Below are 21,664 nucleotides of genomic sequence, written 5' to 3' on the forward strand. Positions count from 1 at the left end.
GGTCAGCTGGCGGTCGCGGGTGCGGGCGACCAGGGCTGGAGCTTGTTGGCGAGCCGGATCTCGTCCACGATCCGGCCGATGATGGTCGTGATGCCGAAGTCCTTCGGGGTGAACACGGCCGCGACGCCGGCGGCCCTGAGGGCCTCGCCGTCCGCTGCCGGGATGATGCCACCCACGATCACCGGGACATCCTCCACCCCGGCCCGCCGCAGCCGCTGCAGAACGTCGGGAACCAGTTCGGAGTGGGCGCCGGAGAGGATCGACAGGCCCACGCAGTGCACGTCCTCCGCGACGGCGGCGGAGACGATCTGCTCGGGCGTGAGCCGGATGCCCTGGTAGACCACCTCGAACCCGGCGTCACGGGCCCGGACGGCGATCTGCTCGGCGCCGTTGGAGTGCCCGTCCAGGCCGGGCTTGCCGACCAGCAGACGCAGCTTGCCGGTGCCCAGCTCCTCGGCGGTGGCGGCCACCGCGGCGCGGACCGCGGCCAGTTCGCCGCCCGGCTCGGCCGCGACCGCGACCGGGGCGCCGCCGACGCCGGTGGGCGCGCGGTACTCGCCGAAGACCTCGCGCAGGGCGAAGGCCCACTCGCCGGTGGTGACCCCGGCACGGGCACAGGCGAGCGTCGCGGCCATCAGGTTGGTGTCGGTGGCGGCGATCTCCTTGAGCTCGGCCAGCGCCCGCTGGGCGGCGGCCTCGTCGCGCTGCTCGCGCCAGGCCTCCAGCGCGCTCAGCACGGACTGCTCGGAGGCCGGGTCGACCACCATGATCGCGGTGTCGAGGTCGGCCGTGAGCGGGCTCTCCTCGGTGGTGTCGAAGCAGTTGACGCCGACGATCTTGTCCTCGCCGGACTCGATCCGGGCCCGGCGGGCGGCGTGCGAGGCGACCAGGTTGGACTTGAGGTAGCCGTTCTCGACGGCCGGGATGATGCCCCGGTTGCCCGCCTTGGCGCCCATCTCCAGCACCTTGGCGATCTCGGCCTCGGCGCCGGCCAGCAGCTCGGCGGTCTTGGCCTCGATCACCTCGGAGCCGTTGAAGATGTCGCCGTACTCCAGCAGGTCCGACTCGTAGGCGAGCACCTGCTGGATCCGCAGCGACCACTGCTGGTCCCACGGGCGGGGCAGCCCGAGCGCCTCGTTCCAGGCGGGCAGCTGGACGGCGCGGGCGCGGGCGTCCTTGGAGAGGGTGACGGCGAGCATCTCCAGCACGATGCGCTGGACGTTGTTCTCCGGCTGCGCCTCGGTCAGGCCCAGCGAGTTGACCTGGACGCCGTAGCGGAACCGGCGCTGCTTCGGGTCCTGGATGCCGTACCGCTCCAGCGTGACCTTCTCCCACAGCTGGGCGAAGGCGCGCATCTTGCACATCTCCTCGACGAACCGCACGCCGGCGTTGACGAAGAAGGAGATGCGGGCGACCACCTCGCCCATCCGCTCGGCCGGCACCTGGCCGGAGTCGCGCACCGCGTCGAGCACCGAGATGGCGGTGCACATCGCGTAGGCGATCTCCTGGACCGGGGTGGCCCCGGCCTCCTGGAGGTGGTAGCTGCAGATGTTGATCGGGTTCCACTTGGGGATGTTGCCGACCGTGTAGGCGATCATGTCGGTGATCAGGCGCACCGACGGCCCGGGCGGGAAGACGTGCGTCCCGCGCGAGAGGTACTCCTTGACGATGTCGTTCTGGGTGGTGCCGGTGAGCTTGGCGATGTCGGCGCCCTGCTCCTCGGCGACCACCTGGTAGAGCGCCAGCAGCCACATGGCGGTGGCGTTGATCGTCATGGAGGTGTTGGTCTGTTCGAGCGGGATGCCGTCGAACAGCGCGCGCATGTCGCCGACGTGGCCCACCGGCACGCCGACCCGGCCGACCTCGCCGCGGGCGAGGATGTGGTCGGAGTCGTAGCCGGTCTGGGTCGGCAGGTCGAAGGCGACGGAGAGGCCGGTCTGGCCCTTGGCTAGGTTCCGCCGGTAGAGCGCGTTGGAGTCCTTCGCCGTGGAGTGCCCGGCGTAGGTGCGCATCAGCCAGGGGCGGTCACGCTTCTGCTCGGCCATCACACGTTCCGGAAGCGGTTGATGCCGTCGATGTGCTTGGCACGGAACTCCTCGTCGCGCACTCCCAGGCCCTCCTGCGGCGCCAGGCAGAGCACGCCGACCTTGCCCTGGTGCTTGTTCTGGTGCACGTCGAGGGCGGCCTGGCCGGTCTCCTCCAGGGAGTAGACCTTCGACAGGGTCGGGTGGATCTTGCCCTTGGCGACCAGGCGGTTGGCCTCGAACGCCTCGCGGTAGTTGGCGAAGTGCGAGCCGACGATGCGCTTGAGCGACATCCACAGGTAGCGGTTGTCGTACTGGTGCATGTAGCCGGAGGTGGAGGCGCAGGTGACGATGGTGCCGCCCTTGCGGGTGACGTAGACCGAGGCGCCGAAGGTCTCGCGGCCCGGGTGCTCGAAGACGATGTCGACGTCCTCGCCGCCGGTGAACTCGCGGATCTTCGAGCCCAGGCGCTTCCACTCGCGCGGGTCCTGGGTGTGCTCGTCCTTCCAGAACTTGTAGCCCTCGGCGGAGCGGTCGATGATCGCCTCGGCGCCCATGGCGCGGCAGATCTCGGCCTTGGCCTCGTTGGAGACCACGCAGATCGGGGTGGCGCCGCCGGCGAGCGCGTACTGGGTGGCGTACGAGCCGAGGCCGCCGCTGGCGCCCCAGATCAGCACGTTGTCGCCCTGCTTCATGCCCGCGCCGTTCTGCGAGACCAGCTGGCGGTAGGCGGTGGAGTTGACCAGACCGGGGGAGGCGGCCTCCTCCCAGGTCAGGTGCTTCGGCTTGGGCAGCAGCTGGTTGGTCTTCACCAGCGCGATCTGGGCCAGGCCGCCGAAGTTGGTCTCGAAGCCCCAGATGCGCTGCTCCGGGTCCATCATCGTGTCGTTGTGGCCGTCCGGGGACTCCAGCTCGACGGAGAGGCAGTGCGCGACGACCTCGTCGCCCGGCTTCCAGGCGTTGACGCCGGCGCCGGTGCGCAGCACCACGCCCGCGAGGTCGGAGCCCAGGACGTGGTACGGCAGATCGTGACGCTTGGTCAGCGGGGACAGCCGGCCGTAGCGCTCCAGGAAGCCGAAGGTGGACACCGGCTCGTAGATCGAGCTCCAGACGGTGTTGTAGTTCACCGCGCTGGCCATCACGGCGACCAGGGCCTCGCCCGGGCCCAGCTCGGGCAGGGCCACCTCGTCGAGGTGAAGGGACTTGCGGGGGTCCTTGTCGCGGCTGTCGAGGCCGGCGAACATCTGCTCCTCGTCCTTGTGGAGCGTGACCGCCCGGTAGGACTCGGGGAGCGTGATGGCGGCGAAGTCCTCCGACGTGGCGTCGTTGCTGAGGATCGCGTCGAGGATTTCCTGCATGGCTGCCTCCGAAGGCGTACCTGTGTGAGGGGCACAGGGCGTCTGGGGGAGCCGGGAGCGGACACCGGCTTCGCTGAGATGGGTGGTGGATGGGTGGCTGGTGGGCCAGGTGTGACGAGCACAGCTCCCGGGGTGTGGGAGCGCCGGACGACGGCGCGCCGAGGTGGGGAGCCGCGGCGCCGCGACTGGTGGGTAACAACGTAGTGGCACCCTGTGCCACTCGTAAAGACACCGGGTGTCATCAATTCCGGGGAATCGCAGGCGGCTCGGCGGGGCCGTCCGCGGGCACGGAAAGGGCCCGTGCCGGTACTCCGGCACGGGCCCTCGAAACTGCTCCGACCTGCGAAAACGCCGCCGGTCAGGCCTGCTTGGCGCCGCTCAGTGCGGCCCTGATGCTGTCCACCACCACGTCCAGCGGAGCGTCGGTGCGAGCCACTGTGATGAGGACCTCACCTCCGGGGCTGGCACTCAGTGCGCTTGTGGCACCTTCCTCCCACTCCGCCACACTGGCACCGGGTGCCACCAGGGATCCGCGCCGGCGGGCACCCGGCTCGGCGGAGGCCCAGAAGGTCCGCCGGATCACCTCGAAGGAGTGGTCCAGCTGCGCCTCCACGTCGCCCCGGCCGCCGGCCCGCAGCCAGCGCCGCAGCACGTGGTTGTGGGCCGCGACGACTGCCGCCGCCGACACCTCGGCCAGCATCGAGTCGTCCTCGCCGCCGCGCTGCCAGCCCGGCGGGATCGCCTCGGCGGTGTCGAACCGCCCGAGCAGGTACCGGGTGAACAGCCGCTCGTACCGAGCGACCACGGCGATCTCCCGCTCGCGCAGCGCCGGCACCTGGCGGATCAGCTGGTACCGGGCGACCGAGACGGCCGGGGTGGAGGCGTACATCCGCAGCACCTCCTTGATGCCCCGGCAGACCACGTCGAGCGGGTGCTCCTCGGGCTCGGCGCTGGCCAGCAGGTCGGCCACCCGGACCAGGGTGTCGTCGTGGTCCGGGAAGATCGCCTCCTCCTTCGACCGGAAGTACCGGAAGAAGGTCCGCCGGGCCACCCCGGCGGCCGCGGCGATCTGGTCGACCGTGGTCTCCTCGTAGCCCTGCGAGGCGAACAGCTCCATCGCGGCGGTGGCCAGGTCCTGGCGCATCTGCTGGCGCTGCGCGGCCGCCCGGCGGCTGCCCGGGCCCCCGTCCGAGGGGCCGGGCCCGGCCGACCGGTCGGCGCCGCGCGGTGCGGCGGAGTGCTGCGGGGTGGCTGACTGAACCCGATCCATGCCCGGAACGCTACACGTCCCCGGCGCAGGTGCCGCGGGCCTTCCCCGGCGCACCGGGGCGACCGGGCCGGTCACGGCCGGTCTCGGCCACCTGGCGGCGGCCGCCCCCGGGCCCCAGGCGGCCCGCGGCGGCCCGTACGGCACCGCGCCCGGGGCGGAGCGGCCGCCCGGGGCGGGCGACCCCGGCGAGGGCGTGGTCACCGGCGCGCGTGGTCGCGGAAGCCGCGGCCGGTCTTCCGGCCGAGGCAGCCGGCCGCCACCAGGTGCTCCAGCAGCGGCGCGGCCGCCAGGCCCGGCTCGCGGAACTCCTGGTGCAGCACCTGCTCGATGGTCAGCGAGACGTCCAGGCCGACCACGTCCAGCAGCTCGAACGGACCCATCGGGTAGCCGCAGCCGAGCTTCATCGCGGTGTCGATGTCGTCCACCGTCGCGTAGTGCTCCTGCAGCATCCGCACCGCGTCGTTCAGGTAGGGGAAGAGCAGCGCGTTGACGATGAACCCGGCCCGGTCGCCGCACTCCACCGGGTGCTTGCGCACCTTCGCGGTGAGGTCCAGCACGGTCGCGGTGACGTCCGGCGCGGTCAGCACGGTGGAGACCACCTCGACCAGCTTCATCGCCGGCGCCGGGTTGAAGAAGTGCATGCCGATCACGTCCTGCGGCCGCGAGGTCGCGGTGGCGCAGCTGATCACCGGCAGCGAGGAGGTGGTGGTGGCGAGCACCGCGCCCGGCTTGACGATCTTGTCCAGGGCGGCGAACAGCTCGCGCTTGACCGCCAGGTCCTCGGCGACCGCCTCGACCACCAGGTCGACGTCGGCCAGGTCGGCGTACTGCCCGGCCGGCGTGACCAGGGCCAGCGCCGCGTCCCGCTGCTCCTCGGTCAGCCGGCCCCGGCTCACCGAGCGCTCCAGCGACTTCGCCAGCTGGGCCTTGGCCTTCTCCGCCTTCTCCTGGCTGCGGGCGGCCAGCACCACCGGGTAGCCGGCCTTGGCGAACACCTCGACGATGCCGGTGGCCATGGTGCCCGAGCCGCAGACGCCGATCCGGTTCACCTCGCGGCCCGGGCCCTTCGGGCGGGCCGGCCCGCTGACGGCGTCGACCATGCGGGACGAGCCGGGGGCCTCGTAGGTGTAGAAGCCGCGGCCGGACTTGCGGCCGAGCAGGCCGGCGGCGACCAGCTGGCCGAGGATCGGCGCGGGGGCGTGCAGCCGGTCCTTGGACTGCTCGTACATCGCCTCCAGGACGGTCCGGGCGGTGTCCACGCCGATCAGGTCGAGCAGCGCGAGCGGGCCCATCGGCAGGCCGCAGCCGAGCCGCATCGCGGCGTCGATGTCCTCCCGGGTGGCGTAGCGCGACTCGTACATCGAGGCGGCCTGGTTCAGGTACGCGAAGAGCAGGCCGTTCACCACGAAGCCGGCCCGGTCGCCGGCGGCCACCGGCTCCTTGCCGAGGTCCCGGGCGAACGCCGCGGCGTCCTCGGCCACCTGGGGGCCGGTCAGCACGGTGCGGACCACCTCGACCAGCTTCATGGTGTGCACCGGGTTGAAGAAGTGCAGTCCGAGCACCCGCTCCGGGCGGGCGGTGGCGGCGGCGATCCGGGTCACCGACAGCGCGGTGGTGCCGGTGGCCAGCACCGTTGCGGGCGGGCAGATCCGGTCCAGCTCGGCGAAGAGCTCCCGCTTCAGCTCCAGCTGCTCGGGGACCTCCTCGATCACCAGGTCCGCGTCGGCGGCGGCCTCCAGCGCGTGGCCGACCGAGATCCGGGCGAGCAGCTCGCCGCGCTCCTCGGCGGTGAGGCGCTCGCGGGCCACCGCGTGCGCGGTCGCCTCCTCGATGCGGGCCAGCGCGCGGGCGGCGGAGTCCTCGCTGGCCTCGATGCCGATCACCCGGCGGCCGCTCTTCGCGACCGCCACCGCGACACCGGCACCCATCGTGCCGAGGCCGACGACGGCGACTGTGGGGAAGGGACGCTCCATCTGTCCTGACTCCTTGTCAAAGGTGCCCGCGCGCGCCGAGACGGACGCGCCGCCGCAGGAGGGTCCGCGCGCGGGGCTGGGGAGATGACGGGTGCGGCCACCGGCGCAGCCGCCGGTCCGCTCCGGCGTGCTGCGGGTGTGCCGTGGTACTCAGGCGCTCGAGGTGAAGGAAGCGGCTCTGATACGAGGAGAGAATCCGGCCCGCCGCGATCCGCGGCACCGGCCGGTGAAAGACGCACGCCCGGCCCCGCGCGCGATGCGCGCCGACCGGCGACCCCGCCGGTGCGGCTCCCGAAGCCCGGCGGTGTGCGTGCCGACACTGTAGCGAAGCTACTGGCCGGTAGGAAGGGGGCGGGAGCGCCTGGCGGAAATTCGTTCGGCGCCGCCCGGGCGGGCTCGCTAGGGTGGGCGGCGCGGGGGCGGCTCCGCGGCGTGCTTCCTTCTCCTCATCCTTTGAAATGAACCGAGTGCGCCCACTCTCCGCCCCCGCTTCGTCGTATCCACGGGGGAGCGCCAGTGAAGAAGCCGACCACCACCACGCCCGACGACGCCCTCGAAGCGCTGCTGCTGCGGCGCCGCGGCGCCGTGGTGGTCCGGGGCGGGGCCGACCCGGGGGAGCCGGAACCGTGGAGCGCCCAGGGGCTGGTGGTGCTGGAGGCGGACCTCGCGCAGCGCGGCCACGTGCTGACCCGGCCGCTGCGCGCCGCGCTCGCCCGGCTGCGGCCGACCGAGCTGGCCGACACCGGCACCGCCCTGCTGCGCCGGATCGACGGTGCGCTCGGCGCCGACCGCCGGCACCGGCCGCTGTTCCGCGGCTTCCCCGACGGCGTGCCCCGGCACGCGCACAGCCTCTACTCGGCGCACGTCCGCGCCTTCCTGCTGAACCGGCCCGACCAGCCGTGCTGCTGCTGCGACGGCCCCGGGGCCGAGTCCGGCATCGGCGCGCTCTCGCCCTGCGCCCACCTGGTCTGCGAAGACTGCAACGACGAACTCGCCGGCTTCGGGCACTGCCCGCTCTGCGGCGCCGCGCTCGACGAGCCGCGCCACCTCCCGCTGGAGGCCAAGGCCGTCCGCAACGCCGCCCGCGAGCACGGCGCGGACGCCGTGCTGCGCCCGCTGCGGCTGGCCGAGGGCACCGACGCGCCCGCCGTCGCCGCCGCCGAGGCCGCCGCGCTGCTCGCGCGCCGCACCCCGCTGAACCCGCAGGACCGGGCGGACCTCGCCGTGCTGCTGGACCACACCCCCGCCGACCCGGCCGCCTGGCTGCCCGCCGAGATCCCCGTCCGGGAGAGCCGCGCCACGGTGCTCGCCGCCCTGCTGCGCCGCGACCCGGAGAGCGCCCGCCCGCTGCTGGCCACCCACCTCACCACCGCCACCGACGTGCTGCGGCTGCTCTGGGCCTGGTCCGGCGCCGAGCCCGACCTGCTGCCCGCCACCGGCAAGGGCCTGCGGCTGCGCAATCTGCCCCGCCCGCTCCGCCGCGAGCTGCTGGCCGTCCTCGACGCGCTCCCGGTCGGCACCCTCGCCGAGGACCTCGGCCGGCACCGCCAGGCCTGGCTGCGCGCCGGCGAGCTGCTGCACCCCTACGAGCACCGGCGCCGCTTCCCGTACGCGGCCGCGGCGTTCGCCGTGCTCCGGCGCACCGACCTCGACCTGCACGGCCTCGGCCCCGAACTGCGCGAGGCCCCCGCGCCACTGACGGCCGGCACGACACCCGGCGGCCACACCCGCCTGGTCGCCGTCACCTTCGCCGCGGGGGTCGAGCGGGCCCTGGCCGCCGGGGACGTCCCGGCCGCCGTCCGGCTGCTCGCCCGCCGCCCCGGCGAGCTGGTCCGCCGGCTGCACCACCTGCTCCGGGTGCACGAGACCTGGTACCCGGGCGCGCCGCTGCCCGCCGCCCTCGCCGAGGCGCTGCCGGCCGCGCTGCGCAAGGTCGCGCCCGGCCCGCTGCTCGGCGCGTACGGGCGGCTGCGCGCCCGGCGCGTGCGCGGCGAGCGCCGGCTGTACTTCCCGCGCGGTCGGGTCACGCTGGCGCACGCCCGCGACGACTGGGGCACCAAGGTGCCGGCGGCGCTCGGTGCGCCGGTCTGCGCGCTGATCGAGGCCGAGCTGCTGCGCCGCGCGGCCCGGCACGAGCGGTTCGACCTCGCGGTACTGGACGACGGCCTGGCCGACCTGGTGGTGCCGTTCGCCGAGCGGGCGAGCGCGCGGACGCTGGTCGCCGTGCCGCGCGGCAGCGTCCAGCGGCTGCCCGACGGCCGCACGGTCCGGCTCTTCCTGCACTGGATGCAGCGCCCGACGCAGCGCGTCGACCTCGACCTCTCGGTCGCGCTCTACGACGACGCGTGGCGCTTCGCGGGCCTCTGCGACTACACCCACCTGGTGCACGGCCCGCGCGCCGCGGTGCACTCCGGCGACTTCACCTCGGCCCCGCCGCCGCACGGCGCCACCGAGTTCGTCGACCTGGACCTGCCGGCGCTGGCCGCGGGCGGCGCACGCTACGCCGTGGTCGTCGTCTTCAGCTACAACGACGTCGCGTTCGACGACCTCGCCGACGCCTTCGCCGGCTTCCTGGAGCTGGACGAGGCGGCGTCCCGGCAGCGGCGCGGGGGCTTCGTCCCGAACGCCGTCCGCCAGCGGCTCGACCTGGCCGGCGATGCCAAGGTCTGCCTGCCGATGATCGTCGACCTGGCGAAGCGCACGTACACCTGGACCGACCTCAACACCGGCGCGTCCGGCGGCTTCCACAACGTCTGGCGGTACCGGGACCGGATCGGCACGCTCGCCGCGGACGTGCTGGCGCACTTCGCCGAGGGCTCCCGCGCCACGCTCTGGGACCTCGCCTGCGCCACCGCGGCCGCCCGGACCGACGAGGTGCTGGTCCGCACCCGGGACGGCGGCACGCTCGACACCTACCGCCGGGCCGCGGACGAGCCGGCCGCGGCCTTCGCCGCCCGGCTGCGCGCCCGCCACCACCCCGACCGGCGCCGGCACACCCCGGCCGACGACACCGGCCACGCCCTGGCCGGGCGGCTCGCCGGCGCCCGGGCGTTCACCGCCCTGGTGCACGCCGACGTGCCCGCCCCGGCGGGCCTGTCCGGCGCCGGCTACCGGCTCTACCCCGGGCGGCTGGACGAGGCGCCGGACGCCGTGGCACGGCTCACCGCGGGGGATCTGGTCGCCCTGTTCCAGCCGGACGAGTGAACCGGAGGACACACGTCCGCACGGACCACCCGATAGGGGAGTTCCGCGGGCCCAACCGCCGGGGCAGCATGGAGGCATGAGCACCGGAACCGTCGTGTCCGCCGGCCTCGCCGACCCCTCCGAGCCCGCGGCCGGCGCCGCCGCCCGGTCCGCGGGCGGGCGGGCCGCCGGCTCGCTCGCCGTCGCCCTGCCGCCGCGCGCCGACCGGGCGGAGCGGGCCCAGGCGGCCGTCGAGCGGCTGCGCCCCGCCGGGGTCGAGGCGGTCGCCGTCACCTGGGTGGACAACGCCGGCATCACCCGGGTCAAGGCCGTCCCGCTCGCCGGCCTGGTGCACGCCGCCGAGTGGGGCGTCGGCGCCGCGCCCTGCTTCGACGTGTTCCTCGCCGACGACACCATCACCACCAGCCGGCTGATCGGCGGCCCCACCGGGGACCTGCGCCTCTACCCGGACGTCGACCGGCTGGTCCCGCTGGCCGCCCAGCCCGGCTGGGCCTGGGCCCCGGGGGAGCGCCACACCCAGGACGGCGCCCCGTACCCCGGCTGCCAGCGGCTGTTCGCCCGCCGGACGACGGCCGCGGCCGCCGCACTGGGGATCACCCTGCAGGCCGGCATCGAGGTCGAGTGGGTGGTCGCGCTCGCCGGGGCACCGCACGAGGAGCCGCAGTACCCGACGCACGGGCCGGCGTACGGCATGCACCGGCTGACCGACCTCTCCGACTACCTGCGGGACGTGCTCCGCGCCCTCGGCGAGCAGGGACTGACGGTGCTGCAGATCCACCCCGAGTACGCGCCGGGCCAGTTCGAGGTCTCGGTCGCCCCCGAGGGGCCGGTCGAGGCCGCCGACACCACCGTCCTGGTCCGCCACACCGTCCGTGCGGTCTCCGCCCGGCACGGCCTGCGGGCGTCCTTCGCCCCGGTGGTGGAGGCCGGCTCGGTCGGCAACGGCGGTCACCTCCACCTCAGCCTCTGGCGCGACGGGCGGAACCTCGCCCGCGGCGGCTCCGGCCCGCACGGGCTCACCGCCGAGGCCGAGGGCTTCCTGGCCGGGGTGCTCGGCGCCCTGCCGGAGCTGCTGGTGCTCGGCTGCTCCAGCCCGGCCGGGTACCTGCGGCTGGTGCCCTCGCACTGGGCCGGCGCCTACCAGTGCTGGGGCCTGGAGAACCGGGAGGCCGCGCTGCGGCTGGTCACCGGCTCCACCGGCGAGCGGACCACCGCGGCCAACGCCGAGATCAAGTGCTTCGACGCCACCGCCAACCCGTACCTGATGGTCGGCGCGGTGCTCGCCGCCGGCCTCGCCGGGCTGGACCAGCGGCTCGCCCTGCCGCCGGAGTTCACCGGGGACCCGGCCGAGGCCGCCCCCGGCACGGTGCCCCGGCTGCCGGCCGGCCCGGCCGAGGCGATCGCGGCCTACCAGAAGTCCACGGTGCTGCGCGAGGCGCTCGGCGAGCCGCTGTACGAGGCGGTGCTGGCGGTGCGCCGGGCGGAGAGCGAGCAGTACGCCGCGGCCACCCCGGAGCAGCTGGTCGCGGCCACCCGCTGGAGGTACTGAGCGGTGCCGTCGCTGGACGTCCCGGCCCTGGTCGACCACCACTGCCACAGCGTGGTGGCGGCCGAGCTGGCCGACGACGCCCTCGCCGGGCTGCTCACCGAGTCCGACCGGCCGCCCGCACCCGGCACCTCGCCGTTCGACAGCGCGCTCGGCCTGGCCGTCCGCCGCTGGTGCCCGCCCGCGCTCGGGCTGCCCGTGCACGCCCCCGCCACCGACTACCTGGCCCGCCGGCGCGAGCTGGGGGCCGCCGAGGCCACCCGCCGGCTGCTCGCGGCGGCGGCGTTGGACACCTGCCTGGTGGACACCGGGCTGACCGCGGCGGCCGGCCATCCGCTGCTGCCGCTCAGCGAGTTCGCCGAGGTGTCCGGCGCCCGGGTGCGCGAGGTGGTCCGGCTGGAGTCGGTTGCCGAGGCCGTGCCGGCGGGCGCCGGGGCCTGGCCTGCCGCCGTCCGCGAGGCGCTGGCGGCCGCGGCCACCGGCGCGGTGGCGGTCAAGTCGGTGCTGGCCTACCGGCACGGTCTGGCGGTGCCCGCAGAGCGCCCGGGCCGGCCCGAGGTGGTCGCGGCCGCGGGGCGCAGGCTGCAGGCCGGGCTGGGCCGGCTGACCGACCCGGTGCTGCTGCACCACCTGCTCTGGACCGCCCTGGACGTCTGCGCGGAGCTCGGCCTGCCGCTCCAACTGCACACCGGCTTCGGCGATCCCGACCTCACCCTGCACCGGGCCGACCCCTCGCTGCTCGCCGACTTCGTCCGGGCGGCCGAACCGAGCGGGGTGCCGCTGGTGCTGCTGCACGGCTACCCGTACCACCGGCAGGCGGCCTGGCTGGCCCAGGCCTTCCCGCAGGTGCACACCGACCTCGGGCTGACGGCCTCGTACGTCGGGCCGCGGGTGGCGTCGGTGCTCGGCGAGATGCTGGAGCTGGCGCCGTTCGGCAAGGTGCTCTTCTCCACCGACGCCTACGGCCTGCCCGAGCTGTACCTGGTCGGCGCGGCCCAGTTCCGGCACGGCCTGGGCACGCTGCTGGACCGCTGGCGGGCCGACGGCGCCTGCTCGGCGCCGGACGCGCAGCGCCTCGCCCGACAGGTGGCCGCGGAGAACGCCCGCCGGCTGTACCGCCTCTGAGCCGCGGTATCCTGACGGAATCTGTCATGGACACTCCGTAGACACCCCTTCGGGATGGATCGTCTGCGCCCTGTCGGTATGCAATTCCGCGTCAACCGGATATTCACCGTATGGATTGACGAGGGGTCTGCCACCCAGACGGCGCAACCTTCGCAGGTGATCGAACGGTGTCGATTAGATGACTACCTCTTGCGGATTACTACGCATGTTCACTAGCGTCCCGATCATTCCACTGCACCTGCCATCTGCAGCTGCACGACGACTCGGGAGGGCCAACCCCTATGAGTGTTCCTCGGATCAGCCGGACCCGGTTCGCCGCGGTGGGCGTCGTGCTCGCCACGGCCGGCGCACTGGCTCTGCCCGCCGGCACCGCCGTCGCGGCCACCGGGGCCGAGCCGACGACCGGGCCGCTGCTGAGCTACGTCGTCAACACCCAGGCCAACCACGGCCAGGTGCAGAAGGTCGAGAAGGCCATCACGACCCTCGGCGGCAGCGTGGTGTACTCGTACGAGCAGATCGGCGTCGTGATCGCCCGCTCGACGGACACCCAGTTCGCCGCGAAGCTGCGCAAGGCCAAGGGCGTCCAGTCCGTCGGCACCAGCCGCACCAAGGGCATCACCGCCGCCGAGAGCCGCAAGGCCGAGGTCGCCGCCGAGCCGGCCGCCGCGCCCACCGCCGGCGAGGAGCCCTACTGGGCCAACCAGTGGGACATGCGCCAGATCGGTGTCGACAAGGCCCACAAGCTGTCCCTCGGCAGCAACAAGGTCACCGTCGGCGTCCTGGACTCCGGCATCGACGCCAACCACGAGGACCTCAAGGCCAACGTGGACGCCTCGCAGTCGGTCTCCTGCATCGACGGCGGCAAGCCGAACACCGCCTTCGAGGCCTGGCAGCCGGGCGTCGACGGCGACCACGGCACCCACGTGGCCGGCACCATCGCCGCCGCCAAGAACGGCAAGGGCATCGAGGGCATCGCCCCCGACGTCAAGCTGGCCGCGGTCAAGGTCGTCGACGACGCCGGGTTCATCTACCCGGAGTACGCCGTCTGCGGCTTCGTCTGGGCCGGTGAGCACAAGTTCAAGATCACGAACAACAGCTACTTCGTCGACCCCTGGATGTTCAACTGCCAGAACGACGCGGACCAGGCGGCGATCACCACCGCCGTCCGTCGCGCCGTCGAGTTCTCGCAGCGCAAGGGCGTCCTCAACGTGGCCGCGGCGGGCAACGAGAACATCGACCTGGCCCACAAGACCAAGGACGTCGCCAGCCCGGACGACACCACGCCCGGCGAGCGTCCGATCACCCAGGACTGCCTGAACCTGCCGACCGAGCTCGACGGCGTCATCTCCGTCTCCTCGGTGGGTGTCAACGGCGACAAGTCGTACTACTCCACCTACGGCAAGGGCAAGGTCACCGTGGCCGCCCCCGGTGGTGACCGCCGTTACCAGATCCCGAACACCCCGGACCAGAACGGCCGCACCCTGTCCACCATCCCCGGTGGCAAGTACGGCTACATGCAGGGCACCTCGATGGCGTCCCCGCACGCCGCCGGTGTGCTCGCGCTGCTCGCCAGCACCCACCCGTGGGCCAGCGCGGAGGAGCTGACCGAGATGCTGACCAGCCAGGCCGAGTCGCACGCCTGCCCGTCGGCCCCGTACAACCCGGGCGGCGCCGGCGAGTGGACCGCCACCTGCGAGGGCGGCGCGGACGACAACGGCTTCTACGGCGCCGGCATCATCAACGCCGAGAAGGCGGTCCAGTGGTGGCGCTGACGCGCTGACCGGTTGACCGGCTGACGCGACGACGCGCGGTGGGGAGCGGGACCTGACCGGTCCCGCTCCCCACCGGCATTTGAGTACCGGTACTCAGGCGAACGCCCGGGGCCGATCCGCACAATGGGTCCGCACGACCGAGTGGAACCCACCGTACGAGGAGCAGCGCACCATGGCACAGAGCTACACCGGCCGACCGTGGCCGACCGACCGCCCGAGCGGCGGGCGGAACTGGCCGTGGGTGCTGCTGGCCGTCGTCCAACTGCTCGTCGCAGCACCGCTGCTGACGCTGATGGCCTTCGCCGGCCTGGCGATCGGCATCGGCGGTCTCGCCGCCGGCGGGACCACGACGGGGGCCGTGCTGCTCCGCCTGCTCCTGCTGGCGACCGGCCCGGCGCTCGGGCTGCTGCTGCCCGCCCTGGCGCTGTTCTCGCCGGCCGTGCGCCGGGTGAACTCCGCCGCGCTCTTCGCGCTGTTCTGCTCCGGCCTGCTGACCGGGACGGTGGTCGAGTACTTCGTCTGGGTCCGCCCCGCCGGGGGCTGACGCCGGGCGGCGGGCGTCCGGGCGGCGGGCGTCGGGGCGGTTGGCGTCCGGGCGTCGGTCGCCCGGGCGGCGGGCGCGTCACTCGAAGTGGTGGTCCCAGACCGTCTCCACCGACGGCTTGCCGTGCAGGTCCGGCACCTCCTGGAGCCAGGCGGGCCGGCCGGCCCTGGTCCGGGCGGCCCGCTGGAGCTCGGCCGCGCGCAGCTGCTCGGCCGTGGGGAACTCGTCCGGCAGCCACTCGGCGGAGAGTCCGGCCCGGGCGGCCAGGTGGTGCACGTAGGCGCGGCGCAGCGCGTCCACCGAGTCGAAGCCGGGCTCGTCGGCCAGCCACGCGTCCGGGACGAGCGCCACCACCTCCTCCAGCAGGCCGGTGGTGACCAGCGGCCCGAGCTCCCGGTCGGCCAGCGGGACGTCCGGCCGGTAGCCGCCGAGGGCGTGGGCGCTGAGGTCGTACCTGCGGCCGACGGCGGCCGCGGCGCCGGACCAGCGGTGGTGGAAGACCAGCGCGGCGCCGTTGTCGATGAGCCAGAGCTTCCCGTGCCAGACCATCAGGTTGGGGTTGTGCACGGTGCGGTCGACGTTGCCGGTGAGCGCGTCCAGCCAGACGATCCGGCCGGCTGCGACCGGGTCGACGTCGATCATGCCGGGCTTGAAGTCCCGGGCGCCGGGCAGCAGGTCCATCCCGAGATTGATCCCGGTGCTGGCCCGGAGGATGTCCTGGATCTCGGTGTCGGGTTCGTGCTCGGCCACCGCGGGGTCGAAGTCGACCAGCCGCAGTTCGGGCACCGGGAGGCCGAGCCGCCGGGCGAGTTCGCCGACGATCACCTCGGCCACCAGCGCCTTGCGGCCCTGGGCGGCGCCGGTGAACTTGACCACGTAGGTCCCCAGGTCGTCGGTCTCCACCACGCCGGGGACGGAGCCGCCGGCCCGCAGCGGGTCGACGTAGCGCAGAGCTGTCACCTGATCGAGCACACCGGCCACCCTAACGCGGCCACCCGCCCCCCACGCGAACGGTTTCCCGCCGTGGGGCGCGGCCCGTGCCCTACGCCTCCTCCGCCGCCACCGCGCGGGCGTCGGCGAGCGCCTGCCGGACGGCGCCCGGGATGTCGGTGACCGGGAAGGTCACCCGGCGCACGGTCCGCCGGCGGTCCAGCACCAGGACGGCCCGCTTCAGCCGCAGGCCCTGGCCGACGTGGAAGGTCGGCAGCCGCAGTGCGGCCGCCAGCCGGACGTCCAGGTCGGACAGCAGTGGGAACGGGATCTCCTCGGCCTCGGCGAACTCCCGCTGCTCGTCCGGGCGTTGGGTGGAGACTCCGCGCAGGGCCAGGCCGGCCGCGCGGAACTCCGGGTACGCCTCGCGGAACAGCCGGTTCTCCAGCGTGCAGCCGGCCGCGCCGGGGATGTCCCCCCAGCCGGCCGGCAGCGGCCCGGGCCGCCCGGTGGCCGGGTAGCAGAACAGCACCGTGGCGCCGGCCGCCGGGTCGACCGGGTCCAGCTCGCCGCCGGTGTGTGCGGGCAGGGTGAGCGCGGGCAGCCGGGTGCCGGGCAGCGCGGCCATCCGGGCGGCCTCGGCGCTGTCGGGGGCGGCGGAGCCGGAGAGCGCGCCGTCGCCGAGCAGCCAGCGGTCGGCCCAGTCCTGCATCGCCACCAGCACCGGCAGCAGCGCCCGCCCGGAGTCGGTGAGCCGGTACTCGTACCGGACCGGGCCGCTCTGGTAGGGCACCCGCTCCAGCACGCCGGCCCCGGTGAGGTGGCCGAGCCGTTCGGTGAGCACCTTGCGCGAGATCGAGAGCTCCTGCTGGAGCTCGTCGAAGCGCAGCCGGCCGCGCGCCGTCTCGCGGACGATCAGGATGCTCCACCAGTCGCCGATCACGGCCGCAGACTGGGCGATCGCGCAGCTCGCATCCCGCTCGGGCACGTCTCTGAGCACCCGTTGCTCCTCTCACCATGTGGACGGTCCATCCTTTCACCCCCTTGCGGGTTCCGAAAGGGAACTTGTAAGTTCCTGATGGGAACTCAATCCGCGACGAGAGGGGGAGCAGATGCCCGTCGCCTGGGCGACGCTGCGCCGCACCTGGACGATGACCAGCCGGGCCTACCCGTGGTCCTACGCGGTCGGCTGCCTGCTGATCGGCGTCCTCACCATCGGCCTGTCCTACCTGGGCCTGCACGCCATCGGCGGCGGCACGGTCGCCGAGGACTTCACCGCCCGCACCGGCGGCGCCGACTACCTCGGCTACATCGCGATCGGCGCGGGCGGCTACATGTTCACCGTCCGGATGCTGCTCTGGAGCAGCAAGGCGCTGATCACCGAGCAGCGCCAGGGCACGCTCGGGGCGCTGCTGATCGCGCCGGCCGGCCGGCTGCCGTACCTGCTCGGCTTCACCGGCTTCGCACTGCTGAACACCGCCGTCGAGGTCGGCCTGCTCGGCGGGTTCGCCGCGCTGCTCGGCGTCACGCTGCCCGCCTGGCACCCGCTGGCCGCGCTGGCCGGGGTGCTGGCGCTGACCGCCGCGGTCTTCGCGGTCGCCGTCGTGCTCGGCGCGCTGATGATCGTCGCCGGCGAGGCGCACATCTCGCAGAACACCGTCTTCCTCGCCGTCTCGCTGCTCTGCGGCATCACCTTCCCGAACAGCTACCTGCCCGCACCGGCCCAGTGGCTGGCCGAGCTGCTGCCCGTCACCTCGGCGATGGACGTGCTGCGCGACGCCCTCGGCCAGGGGCGGCCGCTCGGCGAGCTCGCCCCACGCCTGGTCACCTGCCTCGCCCTCAGCCTCGGCCACCTGCTGCTCGGCCTGCGGCTGCTGCCCGCCGCCGAGCGCCGCGCCGTCGAACGGAGCTTCTGACATGATCCGCACCCGCGCCCTGCGCAAGACCTTCCGCACCCGGGAGAAGGGCCTGTTCGGCCCGCGCGCCGTGAAGACCGCCGTCGACGGCCTCGACCTGGAGATCCCGCCCGGCCGGGTCACCGGCCTGCTCGGCCTGAACGGCGCAGGCAAGACCTCCACCATCAAGATCCTCGCCACCCTGCTCCGCCCCACCTCCGGCACCGTCGCCCTGGACGGCCTCGACGTGGTCGAGCACGCCCGCGAGGCCCGGCGCCGGATCAACCTGATCGCCGGCGGCGAGCGGATGGTCTACGGCAAGCTCACCGGCGCCGAGAACCTCCGCTACTTCGGACACCTCTACGACGTCCCCAACCCGGTGCTGCGCACCCGGGTCGGCGAGCTGCTGGAGCTGGTCGGGCTCACCGACGCCGCCGACACCCCGGTCGAGCGCTACTCGCGCGGCATGACCCAGCGGCTCTCGATCGCCCGCGGCCTGATCAACGACCCGGCGTACCTGCTGCTGGACGAGCCCACCCTCGGCCTGGACGCGCCGATCGCCCGCGACCTGCGCCGGGTGGTCGCCGCCCTGGCCGCCGAGGGCCGCGGGGTGCTGCTGACCTCGCACTACCTGGCCGAGGTCGAGGAGCTCTGCGAGCACGTGTACGTGATCTCCGGCGGGCGCCACCTCGCCGCCGGCAGCCCGGACGAGCTGAAGACGGCGACCGGGAGCCACCGCAGCGTCCGGGTCACCGTCACCAACCCCTCGCCGGAGCTGGAGGAGGCCGTGACGCGGTTCGCGCACGGGCTGGGCGTCCGCGCCGAGCTGACCGCCACCGGGGAGGGCGCGCTGCTGGTCGGCGTCCGCCACCCGGAGGACGTGGCCGGTCCGCTGGCCGGGGCGATCGTCGCCGCCGGCGGGGCGATCGGTGGCCTGGAGGTCACCGGGGCCAGCCTGGAGGACGCGATCCTGGCGCTCACCGAGGACCGCGCCGCGGACGCCGCCGCCGCTGACGCCGCCGCCGCAACCGCCGACGCCCGGGCGGAGGTCGCCGCATGACCGCCCGCCCCGCGGACCTCCTGTCCGTCGACGCGCTGCTGCTGGCCGCCGACCGCGGCGTCCGCGCCCCCCTCCCCGCCGGCCGCACCCTCCCGCCGCCCCGCCCGGGCAGCGGCACCCGCCGCCCCCGGCCCGCACCGCGGGGCCGGCGCCGCACCCTGCGGCACGCCGGCAAGGTGTTCGCCGCCGAGGCGCTGAAGCAGCACCGCACGCTCTTCGGCCAGCCGCTGGTGGTGGCCTCGATGCTGGTCTGGCCGCTGCTCCAACTGGCCGCCACCTACTACACCCTGCACCCGGTCACAGCCGGCTCGGCGGCCGCCGCCCGCTGGCCGCTCGCCGCGGACCCGGCCCGGCTGCTCGGCTTCCTCGCCACCGGCGCGCTGGCCTGGGCGTTCTTCTTCTCCCTGGTGCAGTCCGCGTGGAACTTCGCGTTCGAGCGCACCACCGGCACCCTGGAGCTGCTCTTCCTCTCGCCCGCCGACCGGCTGGTCCTGATGCTGGCCAACGGCGCCGGCGCCCTGCTGCAGAACGCCTGGCTGCTGACCTGCTTCCTGGGCGCCGCCGCGTTCGGCTTCGGCGCCCTGGACGTGGCCGGCCCGTGGATGTACCCGGTGGTGCTGCTGGCGTTGCTGCTGCCCGCGGTGGCCTGGGGCGCGCTGCTCAACAGCCTGATGGTGTTCTCCCGGGACTCCACCTTCGTCTACACGGTGCTGGACGACCCGATGTGGTTCGTCGCCGGGGTCCGGCTGCCCGCCTTCGCCCTGCCCGGCGTGCTGCGCCTGCTCGGCGCGGCGCTCCCGCTGACCGGCAGCCTGGCCGTGGTGCGCGGCGCCCTGCTGGAGGGCCGCGGCCTGGGCGAGCTGGCGCCCCGGCTGGCCTGGCTGGCCGCACTCTGCGCGCTGCTGCTGGCCGGTGCGGTGCTCGCCCTGCGGCTCGGCGAGGCCCGGGCGCAGCGCACCGGAGGCCTGCGGCTGGCCTGAGCCGGTGCGGCGCCCGGCCCCTGAGCTGTCCCGGGCCGTCCGCTGTGGTTGGCTTGCCGGTGGAACCGGAAACCACGGACGAGGAGAGCAAGGTCATGGGACAGGTGCTGGCCACCACCGAGCGGGTCTACGACGCCGCCCCCGAGCGGGTGTACGAGGCGCTGGCCGACTACCAGGTGACCCGCCCCAAGCTGCTGCCCGCGCAGTACAGCGAGTACGAGGTCCGGGCCGGGGGCAACGGCGCGGGCACCCAGGTGCACTGGAAGCTGCAGGCCACCGAGAAGCGGGTCCGCGACTGCCTGTTCACCGTCTCGGCGCCCGAGCCGGACCAGCTGGTGGAGAAGGACGCCAACTCCAGCATGGTCATCACCTGGACGGTCGCCGCGGCCGGCGAGGGCCGGTCGAAGGTGACCGTCTCGGCCACCTGGCAGGGCGCCGGCGGCATCGGCGGCTTCTTCGAGCGGACCTTCGCCCCGAAGGGCCTGAACCGGATTCACGACCAGGTGCTGGCCAACCTGGCCGACGAGGTCCGCTGACCCCGCCGTCCGGACCGGACGGGAATTCGAGCGGTCCGTCCACCCGTACGAGCGGCAAGCCGTACGGGTGGACGGCCGCCACCTGCGGGTGACGGCGGACCCCGGGCGCGGCGGCGCCACCCTAGGCTCGCCGCCGTGCATATGACGATCCTTCACATTTCCCAACCCGTCGACGGCGGGGTCGCCCGCGTGGTGGTCGACCTGGTCCGCGGCCAGCGCGAGGCCGGCCACCGGGTGCTGGTCGCCTGCCCGCGCGGCGGCCGGCTGGCCGGGGAGGCCGCCGCGGTCGGCGCCCTGGTCCAGGACTGGCCGGCCCGCCGCTCGCCCGGCCCGGCCACCGCCCCGGAGGCCTGGCGGCTGCGCCGGATCGTCCGCGCCGCGGCGCCCGACATGGTCCACCTGCACAGTGCCAAGGCCGGGCTGGCCGGCCGGCTGGCCATCCGCGGCGCGGTGCCGACGGTCTTCCAGCCGCACGCCTGGTCGTTCGCCGCGGTGGACGGCCCGCTGGCCGCCGCCACCCTGCGCTGGGAGCGGCTGGCGACCCGCTGGGCCCACCGGCTGCTCTGCGTCAGCGTCCAGGAGCGGGCCGACGGGGTCGCGGCCGGCCTGCACGCCGACTGGGCGGTGGTGCCCAACGGCGTCGACGTCCGCCACTACGCGCCGGCCGAGCGCCGGGCCGCCCGGATCACGCTCGGCCTGGACCTGGACGCCCCGCTGGCCGTCTGCGTGGGCCGGCTCTGCCGTCAGAAGGGCCAGGACGTGCTGCTCGCCGCCTGGCCCGAGGTGCTCCGCCGGGTGCCGCAGGCCCGGTTGGCGCTGGTCGGCGGCGGGCCGGACGAGGCCCGGCTGGCCGCCGCCGTGCGCGAGTCGGCCGAGCCCTCCCGGGTCCGCCTGGTCGGGGACGTGCCCGACCCGCGGCCGTGGCTGGCGGCGGCCGACCTGGTGGTGCTGCCCTCGCGCTGGGAGGGGATGGCGCTCGCCCCGCTGGAGGCGATGGCGGCCGCCCGGCCGGTGCTGCTGACCGACGTGCCGGGGGCCCGCGAGTGCCTGCCGCCGGCCGAGCGCGGGCGCGCCGTGGTGCCGTCCGAGGACGCGGCCGCGCTCGCCACCCGAATGGCCGAAGCGCTGTCCGATCCGATCGAGTGCGAGCGGCGCGGTTCGCGGCTGCGCGAGCACGCGGTGGCCCGCCATGACGTGCGGTCGGTGGTCGAACAGGTGGACGCGCTCTACCGGGACCTGCTGGGTGCCGGTCCGGCGGCCGGACGCCGCCGCGCCCGTGTCCCGCAGCGGATCTGATCGTTTCACATGCCGTGAATGCCCGCCGTTCCGGCGCTGTCGTATTCGCACCCTCAGCCGGATGTCGGCGAAGGGTGAAATCAGAAATACCTATTAATGGGCGGCTGGAATGAAATGGCAAGTCAACTTCCGGCGCCCTGGCCCCCGTTCG

The 21,664-nt window shown here is 74.4% G+C and carries 16 protein-coding genes; 10 read left to right on the forward strand and 6 right to left on the reverse strand.

What is annotated here, in order from left to right; translation table 11 throughout:
- Positions 1 to 2: 2 nt before the first annotated feature.
- From ACIPSC_RS19670 to ACIPSC_RS19685, 4 genes are all read right to left on the reverse strand, one after another.
- The gene (locus ACIPSC_RS19670; protein ID WP_400827101.1) at positions 3 to 2,045 is read right to left on the reverse strand and encodes a protein meaA; all 2,043 of its coding nucleotides are present in this window, start codon (positions 2,043 to 2,045) and stop codon (positions 3 to 5) included.
- The gene (gene ccrA, locus ACIPSC_RS19675) at positions 2,045 to 3,382 is read right to left on the reverse strand and encodes a crotonyl-CoA carboxylase/reductase (protein WP_400827102.1); all 1,338 of its coding nucleotides are present in this window, start codon (positions 3,380 to 3,382) and stop codon (positions 2,045 to 2,047) included. Before ccrA ends, ACIPSC_RS19670 begins: the two co-directional genes overlap by 1 nt.
- 358 nt (positions 3,383 to 3,740) lie before the next feature.
- Complete coding sequence (locus tag ACIPSC_RS19680) at positions 3,741 to 4,652, reverse strand: TetR family transcriptional regulator (RefSeq protein ID WP_400827103.1); 912 nt, start codon at positions 4,650 to 4,652, stop codon at positions 3,741 to 3,743.
- A gap of 197 nt (positions 4,653 to 4,849) precedes the next feature.
- A complete protein-coding gene (locus ACIPSC_RS19685) occupies positions 4,850 to 6,625 on the reverse strand; it encodes a 3-hydroxyacyl-CoA dehydrogenase family protein (RefSeq protein WP_400827105.1) in 1,776 nt (591 codons plus the stop codon).
- 516 nt (positions 6,626 to 7,141) lie between these two features.
- Between ACIPSC_RS19685 and ACIPSC_RS19690 the strand changes: the two genes are divergently transcribed.
- The 5 genes from ACIPSC_RS19690 to ACIPSC_RS19710 all read left to right on the forward strand — a co-directional run bounded on the left by ACIPSC_RS19690 (position 7,142) and on the right by ACIPSC_RS19710 (position 14,816).
- Positions 7,142 to 9,829, forward strand: coding sequence for an MXAN_6230/SCO0854 family RING domain-containing protein (locus tag ACIPSC_RS19690; RefSeq protein ID WP_400827107.1), 2,688 nt, complete (start codon positions 7,142 to 7,144; stop codon positions 9,827 to 9,829).
- Between the two features lie 76 nt (positions 9,830 to 9,905).
- Positions 9,906 to 11,378, forward strand: a complete 1,473-nt coding sequence (locus ACIPSC_RS19695; protein ID WP_400827108.1) for a glutamine synthetase — start codon at positions 9,906 to 9,908, stop codon at positions 11,376 to 11,378.
- A 3-nt stretch (positions 11,379 to 11,381) separates the two neighbouring features.
- The gene (locus tag ACIPSC_RS19700) at positions 11,382 to 12,500 is read left to right on the forward strand and encodes an amidohydrolase family protein (RefSeq protein WP_400827109.1); all 1,119 of its coding nucleotides are present in this window, start codon (positions 11,382 to 11,384) and stop codon (positions 12,498 to 12,500) included.
- Positions 12,501 to 12,781: 281 nt separating this feature from the next.
- Positions 12,782 to 14,272, forward strand: coding sequence for a S8 family peptidase (locus ACIPSC_RS19705; protein WP_400827110.1), 1,491 nt, complete (start codon positions 12,782 to 12,784; stop codon positions 14,270 to 14,272).
- A gap of 172 nt (positions 14,273 to 14,444) precedes the next feature.
- The gene (locus tag ACIPSC_RS19710; RefSeq protein WP_400827112.1) at positions 14,445 to 14,816 is read left to right on the forward strand and encodes a hypothetical protein; all 372 of its coding nucleotides are present in this window, start codon (positions 14,445 to 14,447) and stop codon (positions 14,814 to 14,816) included.
- A 78-nt stretch (positions 14,817 to 14,894) separates the two neighbouring features.
- On the opposite strand, the gene ACIPSC_RS19715 is transcribed toward ACIPSC_RS19710, so the two are convergent.
- Together ACIPSC_RS19715 and ACIPSC_RS19720 are read right to left on the reverse strand one after the other, a co-directional pair.
- Positions 14,895 to 15,788 (reverse strand): HipA family kinase, encoded by an 894-nt coding sequence (locus ACIPSC_RS19715; protein WP_400827113.1) that lies wholly within the window; start codon positions 15,786 to 15,788, stop codon positions 14,895 to 14,897.
- A 70-nt stretch (positions 15,789 to 15,858) separates the two neighbouring features.
- Positions 15,859 to 16,746, reverse strand: coding sequence for a winged helix-turn-helix transcriptional regulator (locus ACIPSC_RS19720; protein ID WP_400827114.1), 888 nt, complete (start codon positions 16,744 to 16,746; stop codon positions 15,859 to 15,861).
- Positions 16,747 to 16,858: 112 nt separating this feature from the next.
- On the opposite strand from ACIPSC_RS19720, the gene ACIPSC_RS19725 reads away from it, so the two are divergent.
- From ACIPSC_RS19725 to ACIPSC_RS19745, 5 genes are all read left to right on the forward strand, one after another.
- Entirely contained in the window at positions 16,859 to 17,662 is an 804-nt protein-coding gene (locus ACIPSC_RS19725; protein WP_400827115.1) for an ABC transporter permease, read from the forward strand.
- A gap of 1 nt (position 17,663) precedes the next feature.
- Positions 17,664 to 18,701, forward strand: a complete 1,038-nt coding sequence (locus tag ACIPSC_RS19730; protein ID WP_400827116.1) for an ABC transporter ATP-binding protein — start codon at positions 17,664 to 17,666, stop codon at positions 18,699 to 18,701.
- Entirely contained in the window at positions 18,698 to 19,681 is a 984-nt protein-coding gene (locus tag ACIPSC_RS19735; RefSeq protein WP_400827117.1) for an ABC transporter permease, read from the forward strand. The genes ACIPSC_RS19730 and ACIPSC_RS19735 overlap by 4 nt, the downstream gene beginning before the upstream one ends.
- Before the next feature lie 95 nt (positions 19,682 to 19,776).
- Positions 19,777 to 20,217, forward strand: a complete 441-nt coding sequence (locus tag ACIPSC_RS19740) for an SRPBCC family protein (protein WP_400827189.1) — start codon at positions 19,777 to 19,779, stop codon at positions 20,215 to 20,217.
- Positions 20,218 to 20,358: 141 nt separating this feature from the next.
- Positions 20,359 to 21,513, forward strand: coding sequence for a glycosyltransferase (locus tag ACIPSC_RS19745; RefSeq protein WP_400827118.1), 1,155 nt, complete (start codon positions 20,359 to 20,361; stop codon positions 21,511 to 21,513).
- The last annotated feature ends 151 nt before the right edge of the window (positions 21,514 to 21,664 follow it).

It is taken from the genome of Kitasatospora sp. NPDC090091 (genome assembly GCF_044747365.1).
Classification (GTDB): Bacteria; Actinomycetota; Actinomycetes; order Streptomycetales; family Streptomycetaceae; genus Kitasatospora.

Bases quoted from the DNA above. Each gene is read 5' to 3' on its own strand.
- ACIPSC_RS19740 (WP_400827189.1), top strand. From the start codon at position 19,777: ATGGGACAGGTGCTGGCCACCACCGAGCGGGTCTACGACGCCGCCCCC.
- ACIPSC_RS19745 (WP_400827118.1), top strand. From the start codon at position 20,359: ATGACGATCCTTCACATTTCCCAACCCGTCGACGGCGGGGTCGCCCGC.
- ACIPSC_RS19680 (WP_400827103.1), bottom strand. From the start codon at position 4,652: ATGGATCGGGTTCAGTCAGCCACCCCGCAGCACTCCGCCGCACCGCGC.
- ACIPSC_RS19705 (WP_400827110.1), top strand. From the start codon at position 12,782: ATGAGTGTTCCTCGGATCAGCCGGACCCGGTTCGCCGCGGTGGGCGTC.
- ccrA (WP_400827102.1), bottom strand. From the start codon at position 3,382: ATGCAGGAAATCCTCGACGCGATCCTCAGCAACGACGCCACGTCGGAG.
- ACIPSC_RS19725 (WP_400827115.1), top strand. From the start codon at position 16,859: ATGCCCGTCGCCTGGGCGACGCTGCGCCGCACCTGGACGATGACCAGC.
- ACIPSC_RS19710 (WP_400827112.1), top strand. From the start codon at position 14,445: ATGGCACAGAGCTACACCGGCCGACCGTGGCCGACCGACCGCCCGAGC.
- ACIPSC_RS19685 (WP_400827105.1), bottom strand. From the start codon at position 6,625: ATGGAGCGTCCCTTCCCCACAGTCGCCGTCGTCGGCCTCGGCACGATG.
- ACIPSC_RS19735 (WP_400827117.1), top strand. From the start codon at position 18,698: ATGACCGCCCGCCCCGCGGACCTCCTGTCCGTCGACGCGCTGCTGCTG.
- ACIPSC_RS19695 (WP_400827108.1), top strand. From the start codon at position 9,906: ATGAGCACCGGAACCGTCGTGTCCGCCGGCCTCGCCGACCCCTCCGAG.
- ACIPSC_RS19730 (WP_400827116.1), top strand. From the start codon at position 17,664: ATGATCCGCACCCGCGCCCTGCGCAAGACCTTCCGCACCCGGGAGAAG.
- ACIPSC_RS19670 (WP_400827101.1), bottom strand. From the start codon at position 2,045: ATGGCCGAGCAGAAGCGTGACCGCCCCTGGCTGATGCGCACCTACGCC.